Origin of the sequence: Corallococcus sp. NCSPR001, from assembly GCF_017309135.1 — a bacterium.
Classification (GTDB): domain Bacteria; phylum Myxococcota; class Myxococcia; order Myxococcales; family Myxococcaceae; genus Corallococcus.
Genome location: NZ_JAFIMS010000002.1, coordinates 1,178,447 through 1,191,419, shown reverse-complemented (window position 1 = coordinate 1,191,419; position 12,973 = coordinate 1,178,447). Strand labels below are relative to the sequence as shown.

The 12,973-nt window shown below is 69.0% G+C and carries 14 protein-coding genes; 6 read left to right on the top strand and 8 right to left on the bottom strand.

Features of this window, described 5'->3' with window-relative positions; translation table 11 throughout:
• Positions 1–14: 14 nt before the first annotated feature.
• Together JYJ93_RS07030 and JYJ93_RS07025 are read right to left on the bottom strand one after the other, a co-directional pair.
• The gene (locus tag JYJ93_RS07030; protein WP_206787460.1) at positions 15–245 is read right to left on the bottom strand and encodes a hypothetical protein; all 231 of its coding nucleotides are present in this window, start codon (positions 243–245) and stop codon (positions 15–17) included.
• 28 nt (positions 246–273) lie between these two features.
• The gene (locus tag JYJ93_RS07025; protein WP_206787459.1) at positions 274–1,116 is read right to left on the bottom strand and encodes a 2-oxo acid dehydrogenase subunit E2; all 843 of its coding nucleotides are present in this window, start codon (positions 1,114–1,116) and stop codon (positions 274–276) included.
• 117 nt (positions 1,117–1,233) lie between these two features.
• Between JYJ93_RS07025 and JYJ93_RS07020 the strand changes: the two genes are divergently transcribed.
• Together JYJ93_RS07020 and JYJ93_RS07015 are read left to right on the top strand one after the other, a co-directional pair.
• Positions 1,234–2,157 (top strand): DUF1684 domain-containing protein, encoded by a 924-nt coding sequence (locus tag JYJ93_RS07020; RefSeq protein ID WP_206787457.1) that lies wholly within the window; start codon positions 1,234–1,236, stop codon positions 2,155–2,157.
• 23 nt (positions 2,158–2,180) lie between these two features.
• Positions 2,181–3,068, top strand: a complete 888-nt coding sequence (locus tag JYJ93_RS07015; RefSeq protein ID WP_206787455.1) for a nucleotidyl transferase AbiEii/AbiGii toxin family protein — start codon at positions 2,181–2,183, stop codon at positions 3,066–3,068.
• Here JYJ93_RS07015 and JYJ93_RS07010 read toward each other — a convergent pair.
• The 3 genes from JYJ93_RS07010 to JYJ93_RS07000 all read right to left on the bottom strand — a co-directional run bounded on the left by JYJ93_RS07010 (position 3,045) and on the right by JYJ93_RS07000 (position 5,952).
• Positions 3,045–3,929, bottom strand: coding sequence for a hypothetical protein (locus JYJ93_RS07010; RefSeq protein ID WP_206787453.1), 885 nt, complete (start codon positions 3,927–3,929; stop codon positions 3,045–3,047). The genes JYJ93_RS07015 and JYJ93_RS07010 overlap by 24 nt on opposite strands.
• A gap of 131 nt (positions 3,930–4,060) precedes the next feature.
• On the bottom strand, positions 4,061–4,939 hold the full coding sequence (locus tag JYJ93_RS39880) for a hypothetical protein (protein ID WP_242543698.1): 879 nt from the start codon (positions 4,937–4,939) through the stop codon (positions 4,061–4,063).
• Between the two features lie 434 nt (positions 4,940–5,373).
• Positions 5,374–5,952 (bottom strand): type 1 glutamine amidotransferase domain-containing protein, encoded by a 579-nt coding sequence (locus tag JYJ93_RS07000; protein ID WP_206787452.1) that lies wholly within the window; start codon positions 5,950–5,952, stop codon positions 5,374–5,376.
• A gap of 167 nt (positions 5,953–6,119) precedes the next feature.
• On the opposite strand from JYJ93_RS07000, the gene JYJ93_RS06995 reads away from it, so the two are divergent.
• Positions 6,120–6,995: a PQQ-dependent sugar dehydrogenase gene (locus JYJ93_RS06995; protein ID WP_242543697.1), complete on the top strand. Its 876-nt coding sequence runs from the start codon at positions 6,120–6,122 to the stop codon at positions 6,993–6,995.
• 94 nt (positions 6,996–7,089) lie between these two features.
• Here the strand turns inward: JYJ93_RS06995 and JYJ93_RS06990 are convergent, their stop codons facing one another.
• Together JYJ93_RS06990 and JYJ93_RS06985 are read right to left on the bottom strand one after the other, a co-directional pair.
• Positions 7,090–7,893 (bottom strand): ABC transporter permease, encoded by an 804-nt coding sequence (locus JYJ93_RS06990; protein ID WP_206787451.1) that lies wholly within the window; start codon positions 7,891–7,893, stop codon positions 7,090–7,092.
• Positions 7,890–8,660 carry an ABC transporter ATP-binding protein gene (locus tag JYJ93_RS06985; protein WP_206787450.1) on the bottom strand — a complete coding sequence of 257 codons (771 nt, stop codon included), beginning with the start codon at positions 8,658–8,660 and terminating at the stop codon, positions 7,890–7,892. Before JYJ93_RS06985 ends, JYJ93_RS06990 begins: the two co-directional genes overlap by 4 nt.
• Positions 8,661–8,734: 74 nt before the next feature.
• On the opposite strand from JYJ93_RS06985, the gene JYJ93_RS06980 reads away from it, so the two are divergent.
• The 3 genes from JYJ93_RS06980 to JYJ93_RS06970 are packed head-to-tail and all read left to right on the top strand — an operon-like array spanning position 8,735 to position 12,536.
• Positions 8,735–10,324, top strand: coding sequence for a cation:proton antiporter (locus tag JYJ93_RS06980; protein ID WP_206787449.1), 1,590 nt, complete (start codon positions 8,735–8,737; stop codon positions 10,322–10,324).
• On the top strand, positions 10,321–11,457 hold the full coding sequence (locus JYJ93_RS06975; RefSeq protein ID WP_206787448.1) for a cyclic nucleotide-binding domain-containing protein: 1,137 nt from the start codon (positions 10,321–10,323) through the stop codon (positions 11,455–11,457). The genes JYJ93_RS06980 and JYJ93_RS06975 overlap by 4 nt, the downstream gene beginning before the upstream one ends.
• A gap of 17 nt (positions 11,458–11,474) precedes the next feature.
• A complete protein-coding gene (locus JYJ93_RS06970; RefSeq protein ID WP_206787447.1) occupies positions 11,475–12,536 on the top strand; it encodes an SDR family oxidoreductase in 1,062 nt (353 codons plus the stop codon).
• A gap of 12 nt (positions 12,537–12,548) precedes the next feature.
• Here JYJ93_RS06970 and JYJ93_RS06965 read toward each other — a convergent pair whose 3' ends face one another.
• A complete protein-coding gene (locus tag JYJ93_RS06965; RefSeq protein ID WP_206787446.1) occupies positions 12,549–12,968 on the bottom strand; it encodes a hypothetical protein in 420 nt (139 codons plus the stop codon).
• Positions 12,969–12,973 lie beyond the last annotated feature (5 nt).

Below are 12,973 nucleotides of genomic sequence, written 5' to 3'. Positions count from 1 at the left end.
CGGCGGCGGACGCGTCAGTCTTCCTTGCCGTCCGGGTTCGACGCGCCCAGCTTGCGCAGCTTCGCGGCGAAGGGGCTCTCGCCGTTCACCGGCAGCGGACCGCCCGCCATGCGCTGGCGGCGGTCCATGGCCAGGGGGCCTTCAGGGGGCCCTTCCAGGGCTTCCTTCTCGAAGCGGTCCTGACCGCTCAGCACCCGGCCGATGGGGCGGGACGAGCCGACGCGACGAAAGGGATCCACGGACATGCGCTGACCTCCGGATGATGCCCCTGTTCTACCGCGCTTCGGTCCCGGGTGCATCCCACCCGCTCGGGTCCTCCAGCGCGCCGCCGATGTGCCGGAGCACCCGCGCCGCCAGGTCCACGTCGATGAGACGCGCGTCCCAGGTGCAGGTGAGCGTCATGGCCTTGCCGGGCACCAGCGCTCCGTCCTCCACCACCGGCACGTCCCGCACGAGCCCGGGCGCCAGCAGGAGCGGCACGCGGGTGTAGGGCACCATCGCGACGAAACCCCGCTCCAACCCGAGCGAGCCCAGGTTCGTCACCGCCACGGAGCCGAACGGGTCGAACGGCATTCCCACCCGGCGCAGGTCCACGTTCAGGCCGTACCAGACGAAGGACAACAGCCGCAGCGCGGGGCCCATCAGCCAGCCGGGCAACAACGACGAGCGGCGCTTGCCCCGCTCAATCTCCACGTCCTCGCGCGCGCGGACCCGCGACACCCGCGCCTCCATGGCATCCGCCAGCGCCTCCAGCGACTTCTGGTCCGCGCGGTGCACGGTGGCGGTGGTCAGGTCCACGCGCGACGCGCCGCTCGCGGGCTGCACCACCAGCACGCAGACGCCCACGTCCTCGCGCAGCCACGGGCGCTGGCCGCGCAGCACGACGTTGGCCTCCGGGTAGCGGCGCAGCGCGTCCGCCGCGGCCTTCGCCACCAGGTGCGTCACCGTCAGCCGGCGGCCGGTGAGCGTGCGGTGCGTGGCCATGAACGCGAGCGCTGGCTCCATGCGGACCTCCAGCGCGGCGTAGGCGGTGGGGTCTCGCGGCGCGCGCCACGTCCCCAGCGCGAGCTTTCGCAGGGCACTGGCTGGAGGCGCGGGGTGGAGGTCCAGGTTCATGGAAGGTTTCTCAAGCCTTTGCACGGCGGGAGGACCGCGCGCAACCGGGACGGGCACCTGTTAGACATTGGCCCCAGCGCCCCTGCCCTTCCCTCCCGCGCTCCGAGGCCCCTCCGCATGAGCACCCTCGCCCTGGTCCTGTCCCTGGCATTACAGGCCTCGCCGCCCGCGAAGCCGCTCCCGAAGCCCGCCGCGCAGACGCAGAAGAAGGCCCCCGCGGAGGACGTCGCCGCCGCCACCCAGGCGTGGCACGCCGAGCGGCTGCAACACCTTCAGTCGCCGGACGGCTGGCTGACGCTGGTGGGGCTCACCTGGCTGAAGGAGGGCGAGCAGACGGCCGGCTCCGCGCCCGGCAGCGCCGTGCCGCTGCCCTCCCCGGCGCCGGCCAACGCGGGGACCTTCGTGCGCAAGGGCGACACCGTGAGCTTCCAGCCCGCGCCGGGGGTGGCCTTCACGCTGGAGGGCAAACCCTTCACGGGCGGCGCGCTGAAGACAGACGAGAAGGGCGCGCCGGACGTGGTGCGGCTGGGGAGCGTGAACTTCCAGATCATCCGCCGCCAGGACCGGCTGGGCGTGCGGGTGAAGGACGCGGAGGCGGCGGCGCGCAAGCAGTTCCACGGCATCCCCATGTATCCGGCCAGCGCGGACTGGAAGGTGGAGGCGAAGCTGGTGCCGGACGAAAAGCCGCGCATGCTCAGCGTGCCCACGGTGCTGGGGTACGCGGAGGAGATGAAGGCCGCCGGCACGCTCGTCTTCACGATGGCGGGCAAGGAGTACCGCCTGACGCCCGTGGGGGAGGAGGGAGACGAAGCGCTGTTCATCGTCTTCGGTGACGAGACGAACCGCGACGCGACCTACGGCGCCGGCCGCTTCCTCGAAGCGCCGCTGCCGGACAAGGACGGCCGCGTCGTGCTGGACTTCAACCGCGCCTACAATCCGCCGTGCGCCTTCTCCCGCTTCGCCACCTGCCCGCTGCCTCCGCGCGGCAACCGCCTGGCCCTGCGCGTGGAAGCCGGTGAGAAGCGCGCGGGCGACCACTGACCCCTGTTGCCGGAAATGCCACCGTGACGTCCACTCCTGCATTCGAGCTCGCGGTCCTCACCGCTTCCGCCATCGCGTCCAACGAGTCCTTGCTCGACCGGCTGGTGCTCAAGGGAGGAAACGCGTTGCAGCTGATCCATCAACTGGGCGCGCGAGCCTCCATGGACCTGGATTACTCAATGGAAGGAGACGTCGAGGACGCAGGTGCCTTGGGGCGTGAGCTGGAGGCCGCGCTGGCATCGCGATTCTCCGCTGCCGGGTATGCGCTCATCGACTTCCGCTTCGGGCCCAAGCCCTCCAGCTCAGGCCCTGGGGTGAATTGGGGTGGCTACCATGCGGAGTTCAAGGTCCTGGCTGTCGCGGCGATGAAGCGGCTCGAAGAAGAGCTGCGTCGACGTGAGGCGAAGAAAGGAGCTGTTCCCAACCCGGCTCAGGTCCAGGAGCTGCATCGGCGAAGTGCGCCGAAGCGGACCATCGACATCAGCAAGTTCGAGTTCTGCCAGGGCAAGGCCGAGGCCACGCTCATCAACGGTCAGCGATGCTTCGTGTACACGCCCGCGATGATCGCCGCCGAGAAGCTACGGGCCCTCTGCCAGCAGATGGACGAGTACGAGCCACGGAAGAACCCTGCCAGCCGAGCTCGGGACTTCTATGACCTGCACGCCTGCGTCCGCTACGCGGGCGTGGACCTGACCATGCACCGCGCGCTCCTGGAGGGCATCTTCGCATCCAAGGATGTGCCCCTGACGCTCCTGCGGCTTCTTGCGGAGGAGCGCCACCGGGAGTTCCATCGCCGCAGCTGGTCCGCAGTGGAGGCAGCGGTCACAGGCGAAGTGCTGGAGTCCTTCGACTTCTATTTCGACTTCGTCTGCGCGGAGGTTGCCCGGCTACAAGCCGCGGGGATGGTGTAGCCGCCAGCCCGCGTCGTACACGAGGTCCTTGAGCCCGTAAGCCAGGTAGAAGTCGTGCTGAAGTCCTAGAGCCCGCAGAGGAGAAAGGGCATCAGCCTCAAAGCCCGCCCGCTCCATGTAGAAGCCCAGGGCCTGGTGATAGGGATAGACGTAGTTCAGTTGAGCAAGCGTCTGGAGCAGCTTCTCCACGTCCACTTTTTCCTGCTCACGCGCACGCCGGAAGGCCCCCAGGACCTCCTCGACTCCCCCTGCGTAGGTGGGGCGGACCGTCAGGTCTATCAGCGTCCGCTCGACGTTCGTGGCGGGCAGGAACTCCCCTTCGGGTGTCGGTACGTCCTCCACCCCCAGCGCTCCCGTGTTCTTTCCGCTGAGCAGGACGGCCCGGTAGATGTCGAAGTGGAAGACGTAGGTGGATGCGCGCTGATGTCCCTTGAAGGCACGGTCGATGGCCTCCTGGGTGAGCCCGCCCCTGGGAGGGGGCTTCGGACTCTGCTCCTTGTTGACATAGATGACCTTGGCGAACTGGTCGGTCAGCCCCTGCAACCACGCCGCCGTCCCGTGGGAGAGATAGGCGGACGGGCGCAGCGTCAGCGCCACGGCCAGGGGCGACGCCTGCTCCCACACGTAGCGCGTCACCACCTCGCCAGTGTCCGAGGACAAGCGAACCACGGAGAGCTGCTTCGAGTCCGCCAGGAACTGGATGAAGCCGGACAGCCCTACTGAAGCAGGAAGCCCCCATTCTTCGCGGTGCCGCTTGAGCATCGCCGTCAGCGCCGGGCGCGAGTAGACCCGTCCAGGCTCATCCTGGAAGGCCTGGGCGATCAGCCCGGCGGCAAGCTGGAGTTTCGTTCGGCGGGCCATATCAGGCGGAGTGCCCAGGTATATATACCTGGGCACTCCGCCTGTCATAAAACCTATGACCTCAAAACGCCTCCGCCCGCTTCCCTCCAGGAGGGAAACGGGCGGCGTGGGGGTGGCACTCAGGTGAAGCCTCAGAGCTGGATGGTCTTCTCCACATCCGCCATGCGGAAGCGCGCCATCGCCAGGTTCGCGTTCGAGCGATGCAGCGCGATGTAGAGGAACAGGCCTTCGCGGGCCGCGAGCGGTCGGATGATGTGGTACTGCTCGCCCAGGGTGATGAGCATGTCCTCGATGCGGTCCTTGATGCCCAGGGCCTTCATCGTCTTCAGCTTGGCGCGCATCACCTCGGTGTTGCCCGCGGCCGCCGCCTCGACGTTGAACGCCGCGTTCCCACCGACGCTTCCCAGGGTCATCCCGCTGTTGGCATCCGCGAGACAGACCGCGAACGCCCCTTCAATCTTCATCGCCTCTTCCAGCGCCTGCTTCACGTTCGCCATGACTTCACCTTCCAGTAGGACGGGGGGACCCGAGGGGGACTGCGACTGCGGAACGGCAGGCTGCGTCTGTGATGCGTCGGCCGTGAGCTCCGCCAGGTCGAACGTCAGCTGGCTGGAGTAGGAGCGCGGCTGCGGCACGAAGAGGGCCTGCGCCTCCGTCAGCACGAAGAGCGTCTCCAACTGCGCGCCCACATGGCCGCGGAGCAGGTCGCGCAGCGTGTCGCGCGGCACCAGACCCCACGCCACCAGCGTCTCGCAGAAGTTGCCGCCGCTCTTGCGGCACTCCGCCATCACCTGCTCGACGTCCTCGCGGCTCACCAGCTTCGCGTCGATGAGCGCCGTGGAGAAGCTGCGCGCGCCCGGGCCCGTGAGCACCGTCCACGCCACCTTGCGCTCCACCACGAAGATGCGCCCGGAGACCGTGGTGGACTTCACCACCACCTCACCGCCCAGCTTGCTCTCCAGCGCTTCGTTGAGCACCGCCCGGACAACCTGACGGGGCTGGGACACCATGGTTCGAGGAGCCGGATTCATGGGGAGCGCACAGTGACCGCCAGTGTTGGCGCGGTCCGTCGAGGGGGGCGTTACCGCCGGAACAATAAACACCTGAGCTGCATAATCGCAACTCAGCTGTAAAATTCAGGGAAGAGATGACTCCCCTGGGGTTGTGGCAACCCCGTACAAATGTCTGAGTGTGTTGTACCGAAGAACCAAAGACAACGGAACAATTCCAGAGGAGCAAAAACCCAACGCATGCTCCCGACACCGCAATGCGCCGCGGGGACGCAGGGTCTTCCCGCCAACATTTTCCCTCTGGAAGCGGGGGCAGGCAGGGGGAGCCGCCGGAGAAAATCCGGTCTTTCGCGCGGCACGTAGAAACCCCCAGAGCGCATGACGCACCCTGGGGGCCTGGGTCCTGTTGGACCATGTTCCGCGTTGTTTTCGGTTCAGTGCACTGGCGGTGCGCGGTCCGCGGTGGCTTCCGGGGCCAGAGGTGACTCCAGACGTGGGGCGATGCCGTCCTTCAGCTGGCGCAGCAGGGCGGCGCAGAAGGCCTCCAGGTCATCCGGCTTGCGGGACGTGATGAGGTTGCCGTCCTCCACCACCTGGCGGTCCACCCAGCGCGCGCCGGCGTTGATGAGGTCCGTCTTGATGGAGGGGAACGAGGTGACGGTGCGCTCGTCCGCGATGTCCGCCTCCACCAGCATCCACGGCGCGTGGCACACGGCGGCGATGGGCTTGTCCGCCTTGAAGAAGTCGCGCACGAAGCCGACCATGGCGATGTCCATGCGCAGGTGGTCCGGCGAGTAGCCACCAGGAATCACCAGCGCGGCGAAGTCCGCGGCCTTCAGCTCCTTCACCGCCTTCTCCGTGCGGATTTCCGCGCCCTTCTTGCCCTTGAGCGTCTTGCCGGCCTCCACGCCGATGACGACGGGCTCGTGGCCCGCCTGCTTGAGCTTGTCGTAGGGGACCTGGAACTCGGAGTCCTCGAAGTCATTCGCCACGATGAATGCGATGCGCGCCATGGAACTGCCTCCCCGCTGGGCAAAGGTTGCCGTTGAACCCGCCCGAGCAAGGTGCCCACGACAGGGGCCGCGACAATGCCACCCGGCACCGTCTTCCAGTCCCGAGTGCGCTCGCCTGCCCCCCTTCCAGGTCGGTAGGCCGCGTTCACCAACGCTAGATTGCCGCCATGCGCTGCCGACGCCTGCTCCTGTCCGCCCTCGTGGTGCTCACCGCCTCCGCCTCCGCCTGCCGCAAGAGCCAGGCGCAGGGGACGGCCTCCGCCGCGGACTGCGTCCGGATGGAGGACGGCTGGGGACAGGACGGCGACGTGCCCGTCACCGTGGAGGTGGTGGCCGAGGGGCTGGAGGTCCCCTGGGGCGTGGCCTTCCTGCCGGGCGGAGCCGGGGACGCGCTCATCACCGAGCGGCCGGGCCGCGTGCGGCTGCTCCGCGGAGGCCAACTGCAACCGCGAGCCGTGGCCACGCTGCCCCTGACGGCGAACGGCGAGGGGGGCCTGCTGGGCATCGCCGCGCACCCGGACTTCGCGACGAACCGTCAGTTCTACCTGTACGTCACCACCCAGGCGGACGGGAAGGCGCAGAACCGGGTGGAGCGCTGGACGCTGTCAGCGGACGGCACGAGCGCGGCCTTCGAGCGCGTCATCTTCGGCGGCATCCCTTCCGCGAAGTATCACGACGGCGGGCGGCTGCGCTTCGGACCGGACGGCATGCTCTACGTGGGCACGGGCGACGCCCGGGATCCGGACCTGTCCCAGGACCTGGCCAGCCCCGCGGGCAAGCTCTTGCGCCTGACGCCGGATGGAGCGGTGCCCCGGGACAATCCCTTTCCGGACTCGCCCGTGTTCCTGCTGGGCGTGCGCAACACGCAAGGTTTTGACTGGAAGGACGCCACCACGCTGTACCTCACCGACCACGGCCCCAGCGGTGAGACGATGCGCTTTGGCCACGACGAGGTGAACGTGGTGAAGGCGGGCGACAACCTGGGCTGGCCCGGCACGAGGTGTACCTGCGCGACACCTGGGGCCGCCTGCGCGACGTGCTGATGGGCCCCGACGGCCACCTGTACGTCACCACCAGCAACTGCGACGGCCGGGGCGAGTGCGGCCCGAAGAAGGACCTGCTGCTGCGCGTGCGGCGTTAGCTCACGCTCTCCGCGCTGTAGCGGGCCAGGAGGCCCGTGCGCACCGCGTAGCGGTAGACGCGCTGGAACACCCAGCCCGCCAGCACGATGTCCAGGAGCGCCAGCGCGAAGCCCCAGCCGAGCGTGGCGCCGGAGAACTCGCCGCCGGCCACCAGCGTGCGCACGCCCTCGAAGACGTAGGACGGGGGCAGCAGCTTCGCCACCCACTGCATCCACTCCGGCAGCGTGGACAGCGGATAGAAGACGCCCACGAACGGGGACAGCAGGCTGGGGATGGGCCAGACGAACCACTCGGACGCGGGGCCCAACCTCAAGACCATCGCGCTGCTGAGGATGCCCAGCGCGATGCCGAAGAGGAACAGCACCATCACGAAGGGGATGAACAGCGCCCCGTAGGCGGCGAACGACAGGCCGAACACCGTGGTGGACAACAGCAGCATCACGACGAGGCCAATGGCGCTGGTCGCGATGCTCGTCACCACCAGGCCACCCACGTACTCCGGCAGCGTGAGCGGCGTGGCGAAGACGTTGAGGAAGTTGCGCGACCAGACGTCCTCGAAGAAGCCCGTCGTCAGCCCCTGCATCACGCGCGCGAAGAAGTCCCAGAGCAGCACCGCGCCCAGGAGCGCCGGCACGAAGTCGTAGCCGGCGGACGTCACCTCGTTGAGGTACCGGGTCATGAAGCCCCACAGCACCATGTCCACGGCCACCCAGGCGAACAGCGGCACCACGCGCGCGAAGTTGCCCTTGTAGAGATAGAACTGGCGCAGCGCGATGCCCGCGACGTGGTTCAGGTTCATGGCGCTTCGGTCCTCTCCAGGGCCAGCGGCTCGTTGGCCACGGCGATGAACAGCTCCTCCAGCGAGGCCTTGCCGTGCTCGCGCGGCAGCGTCCTCGGGTCGCCCTCCAGCAGCACCCGGCCGCGCGCCAGGAAGAGGACGCGGTCGCAGACGGACTCCACCTCGTACATGTTGTGGGACGTCCACAGCACGCTGCTGTGGCCCTGCGCGGCGAAGGCCTTGATGCGGGTGCGGATGTCCAGCGCGGTGGCCGGGTCCAGCGACGCGGTGGGTTCGTCCAGCAGCAGCAGGCGGGGCTCGTTGAGCATGGCCTTGGCCAGGGACACGCGCGTCTGCTCGCCGGAGGACAGCACGCCGCACTTGGTGTCGCGGAAGCGCTTCAGGTCGTACTGCTCCAGCAGCGTCTCGATGCGGGCGGACAGCCCCTTCACGCCGTAGATGAGGCCGAAGACGCGCAGGTTCTGGGCCACGGTGAGGTTGCCGGGCAGGGGCGCGTAGACGGCGGCGAAGTTGGTGCGCGACAGCGCCTTCACCCGCTGGGTCTCCAAATCCGTGCCTTCGATGGCGATGGTGCCGGAGGTGGGCTGGAGCACGCCCAGGAGCATGTTGATGGTGGTGCTCTTGCCCGCGCCGTTGGAGCCCAGGAGCCCCACGATTTCGTTGCGGCGCACGTGGAAGGAGATGCCGTCCACGGCGGTGTGGGCGCCGTAGGTTTTACGCAGGGCCGTGACGGAGAGCACCAGGGTGTCAAGCGAGCCGGATTTCATCGGGGGTCCCGCTGTACCACGCGGATCGAATCTGGAAAGCTTCGCGTCCCCTTCCCGGTCCCAGTGGAGTCGCCGTGCTGCTGGAAGTACCCATTTTAATCGGCCTGATGGTGGCGGCCATCGCGCTTGCCATCGCCGCCAAGCGGGCCAGCGTGCCGTACAACGTCGCGCTGGTGCTTGGTGGCTTGCTCATCTCGGTTGCACACCTGCTGCCGGGCGTGCCTCCGCTCAATCCCCAGGTGGTGTTCCTCATCTGCCTGCCGCTGCTGCTCTTCGAGGGCGGCATCATGGCGGACCTCAATGGCATCCGCGCGAACGCGGTCCCCATTGGCCTCTTGTCCACGCTGGGGATGGTGCTCGCCATTGGCGCCACCGGCGCCGCGCTGCACTGGATGCTGCATCTGGCGTGGGGGCCCGCGCTGCTGTTGGGCTCCATCCTCGCGGTGACGGACACGGTGTCCATCCTCTACGCCTTCCGCCGCGCGCCGGTGCCCGGGCGGCTGTCGGGCATCATCCAGGGCGAGAGCCTCTTCAACGACGGCACCGCGCTGGTGGCGTACACGGCCATCGCGGCGGTGGTGGCGGGCGGCGCGGCGCCCTCGCTGAGCTCCTTGAGCGGCCACGTGCTGCTCGCGTCGGTGGGCGGCGCGGTGGTGGGCCTGGCGCTGGGCCTGCTGGGCGGCTTCATCATCCGGCGCGCGGAGGATCCGCTCGCGGAGATCATGGTGACGACGGCGGTGGCGCTGGCGTCCTACGTGATGGCGGAAGAGGTGCACCTGTCGGGCGCCATCTCCGCGGTGGTGGCGGGGCTGGCGGTGGGCGTGACGCTGCGGCGGGAGGTGCCGCCGCAGAGCCAGGTGGCCATCCACTCCTTCTGGGAGTACGCCACCTTCGGCGTCAACACGTTCCTCTTCCTCTCCGTGGGCCTGGACACGCGGCCGGAGGCGCTCCAGGGGCACCTGCCGGGCGTGGGCATCGCGGTGGTGGCGGTGGTGCTGGGGCGCGCGGTGGCCATCTACGTGCCCTTCCTGCTGTTGCGGCTGTTCAAGCCCGCGGAGTCCATCCCGCTGCGCTGGCAGCACGTGTTCCTGCTGGGCAACATCAAGGGCGCGCTGTCCATCGGTCTGGCGCTGGGTCTTCCGGAGACCACGCCCGCGCGCGAACAGATTGTCTCCATCGCGTTCGGCGTCACGCTGGTGTCCATGGTGGGCCAGGGGCTGATGCTCACGGGCGCGCTCAAGTGGCTGGGGCTGTTCCAGCAGGACGCGGTGGCGCTGGAGATGGCCGAGCAGCGCGGCAAGCTCATCGCCAGCCGCGCGGCGCACGTGGAGCTGGACGCGTTGCATTCGCAGGGCCTGCTGCCGCGCGCGGCCTATGAGCACCTGCGCAGCGAGTACCAGGTGAACATCGCCCGGGCGGAGCGGGAGCTGCGGCGCATCAGCGAGCAGCACCTGGCCGAGGGGGCGAAGGACCTCTTGAGCACGCGGCGGCGGCTCATCGACGCGGAGCGCACGGCGTTGCAGGGCGCGCGGCGCAACGGGCTGATTCCGGAGGGGACGGCGGAGGAGATGCTGGCGCACCTGGACGCGCGGATGTTGGACCTGGAGAAGGTGCTGCACGGCGGGCACGCGAACTCGGAAGGCAAGGAGCACAAGGCGTCATGAAGATCGTCATCGCGGGGGGAGGACGGGTGGGCGGCGCGCTGGCGGCGCGGCTCGTGTCGGAGCAGCACACGGTGACCGTGATTGAACGCGACGCGGGCATCTGCGCGCGCCTCTTCGAAGAGGTGGGCGTGGTGACGGTGTGCGGAGACGCCACCAACCCGCGCGTGCTGGAGGCGGCGGGCATCGGGACGGCGGACGTGGCGGCGGCGGTGCTGGCGCACGACCCGGCGAACCTGGCGTTCGCCATGCTGGTGCGCTCCACGTCCAGCGCGCGCCTGATGGTGCGGATGCTGGACACGAACTACCGCGACGCGTACCGGCTGGCGGGCGTGAAGGAGCTGGTGGCGGAGGCGGACGTGGTGGTGGCGAAGATGACCACCGCCATCGACTTCCCGCAGGTGTCCGGGTCGCTGCCGCTCAGCAGCGGTGACGCGCTCCTGTTTGAATTGGCCATCCCGGTGCGCGCGCGGGTGGCGGGGCAGACGGTGGCGCAGGTGCGCGGCATGGAGGGCTTTCCTCGCGAGTGCATCTTCATCGCGCTGGTGGATCCGCAGGGCCACACCGCGCTGCCGGAGGGCAACACGGTGCTGAAGGCCGGGCACAACGTCATCCTCGTGGCGCGGCGCACGCAGGTGGCGCAGGCGGTGGAGTTCCTCACCTCCGAGCCGCCGCTGGGCGCGGGCGTGGCGTCATCACTGGCGACGACGTTGCGCAAGCTGGACTTCCTGGCACCCTTGAGTGACCACGAACTGGAGGCGGTGGCGCGCGGCGCGGAGCTGCTCCAGACGCCCGCGGGCACGGAGCTGTTCCGCCAGGGCGACGCGGGCGAGACCTTCTACGTGGTCATCTCCGGCGAGGTGGCCATGAAGGATGCCTCCCGGCAGACCATGGCCACGGTGAAGCAGGGCGGCTTCTTCGGAGAGCTGGCCCTGCTCACGGGCGAGCCGCGCAACGCCACCGCCGTCACCGCCACGCCGTGCGAGCTGGCCGCCGTGGGCCGCGAGGACTTCCGCGGCGTGATGATGGCGAATCCGGCCGTCGCGCTGGAGATGAGCCGCATCCTGGGCCAGAGGCTGTCACGACTGGGCGGACAGGCGCAGCAGACGAAGCGGCGCGGGCTGTTCGGCCGCTGAGAAAGACAGACACCCTCATGACGACGAAGCACACGGCGCTGGTGCTGGGCGCCACCGGCATCATCGGCCGCAACCTCCTCACGTACCTGGACACACGGCCGGACTGGAAGGTGAAGGCCGTGTCGCGCCGCGCGCCGGACTTCGCCACGCGCGCGGAGGTGAAGCCGCTGGACCTCTTGTCGCCGGACTCGCTCGCCGGCGCGGCGGAGTGGCTGCGCGACGTCACCCACGTCTTCTTCGCCGCCTACCAGGAGCACCCGGACGCGGCGGACCTCACGCGCATCAACGTGTCGCTCCTGCGCAACGTCGTGGAGGCGCTGGAGAAGCACGCGCCCGGCTTCCGCCATGTGTCCTTCATCCAGGGCGGCAAGGCGTATGGCGCGCAGTTCGGGCTCTACAAGACGCCCGCGAAGGAGACCGACCCGCGCCACTTCCCGCCCAACTTCTATTACGACCAGGAGGACTTCCTGCGCGACGCGTCCCAGGGCCGGCGCTGGACCTGGACCGCCCTGCGGCCCGACATGATGATGGGCCTGGCCGTGGGCAACCCCATGAACCTGGGCAACCTCATCGGCGTGTATGCGTCGCTGTGCAAGGCGCTGCGCGTCCCGCTGCGCTTCCCCTCCACGCCCCGCGCGTACTCCATCCTGGCCAACGTGACGGACGCCACCGTGCTCGCCAAGGCCATGGAGTGGTCCGCCCTGAATGAGGCGTGCGCGGGGGAGATCTTCAACATCACCAACGGCGACGTCTTCCGCTGGAGCCAGGTGTTCCCACGCATCGCGGACGCGTTCGGCATCCCGTGCGCGGATCCGCAGCCCTTCTCCCTGACAGAGGCGATGAAGGACAAGTCGCCCGTCTGGGAGGCGCTCACGCAGCGCCACGGCCTGCATCCGCATGGCCTGAAGAAGCTGGCCAACTGGGCCTTTGGCGACTTCATCTTCGGCGTGGAGAACGACGCCTTCTTCGACGTGAACAAGGCCCGCCGCTTCGGCTTCCAGGAGATGCACCTGGACAGCGCGGAGGCCATGGTCGCGCTGATGCGTCAACTCCAGGCGGAGAAGCTCATCCCCGCCTGAAGCACCCGTGCGTCAGGGGCTCGCGAGGAAGACGCGCGGGCCCTCTCCACCGATGAGGGTCCGTCCCAGCTCCAGGGTCCAGGGCACGTCGCGCGGCACGGGCTCCGGTGAGCGCAACACCACGGTCGTCCCCTCCCAGTGCTTGGGTTGCAGACACTCGGAGACGCGCCAGACGCCCAGGGAGGAGCGCTCCTCCGGCAGGACCTCCGGGGTCGGGTACCCGACGAGCCCGATGCAGAGGGACTCCCCGTCCTTGTCACAGCCGTCGGGCTCCGAGCCGTTCGCCGGCACGCAGGTCAGGACGGCGGTCACGGTGACGTGGTCGTCCGCGTCACGGATGGCGGAGGCGGCGCGAACGCCCACGGCGTCCCAACGAGGCCCGCAGGCCGTCAGCAGGCCCGCGAGGGCCACGAGGATGAAGGTCGGATGCATGGGGG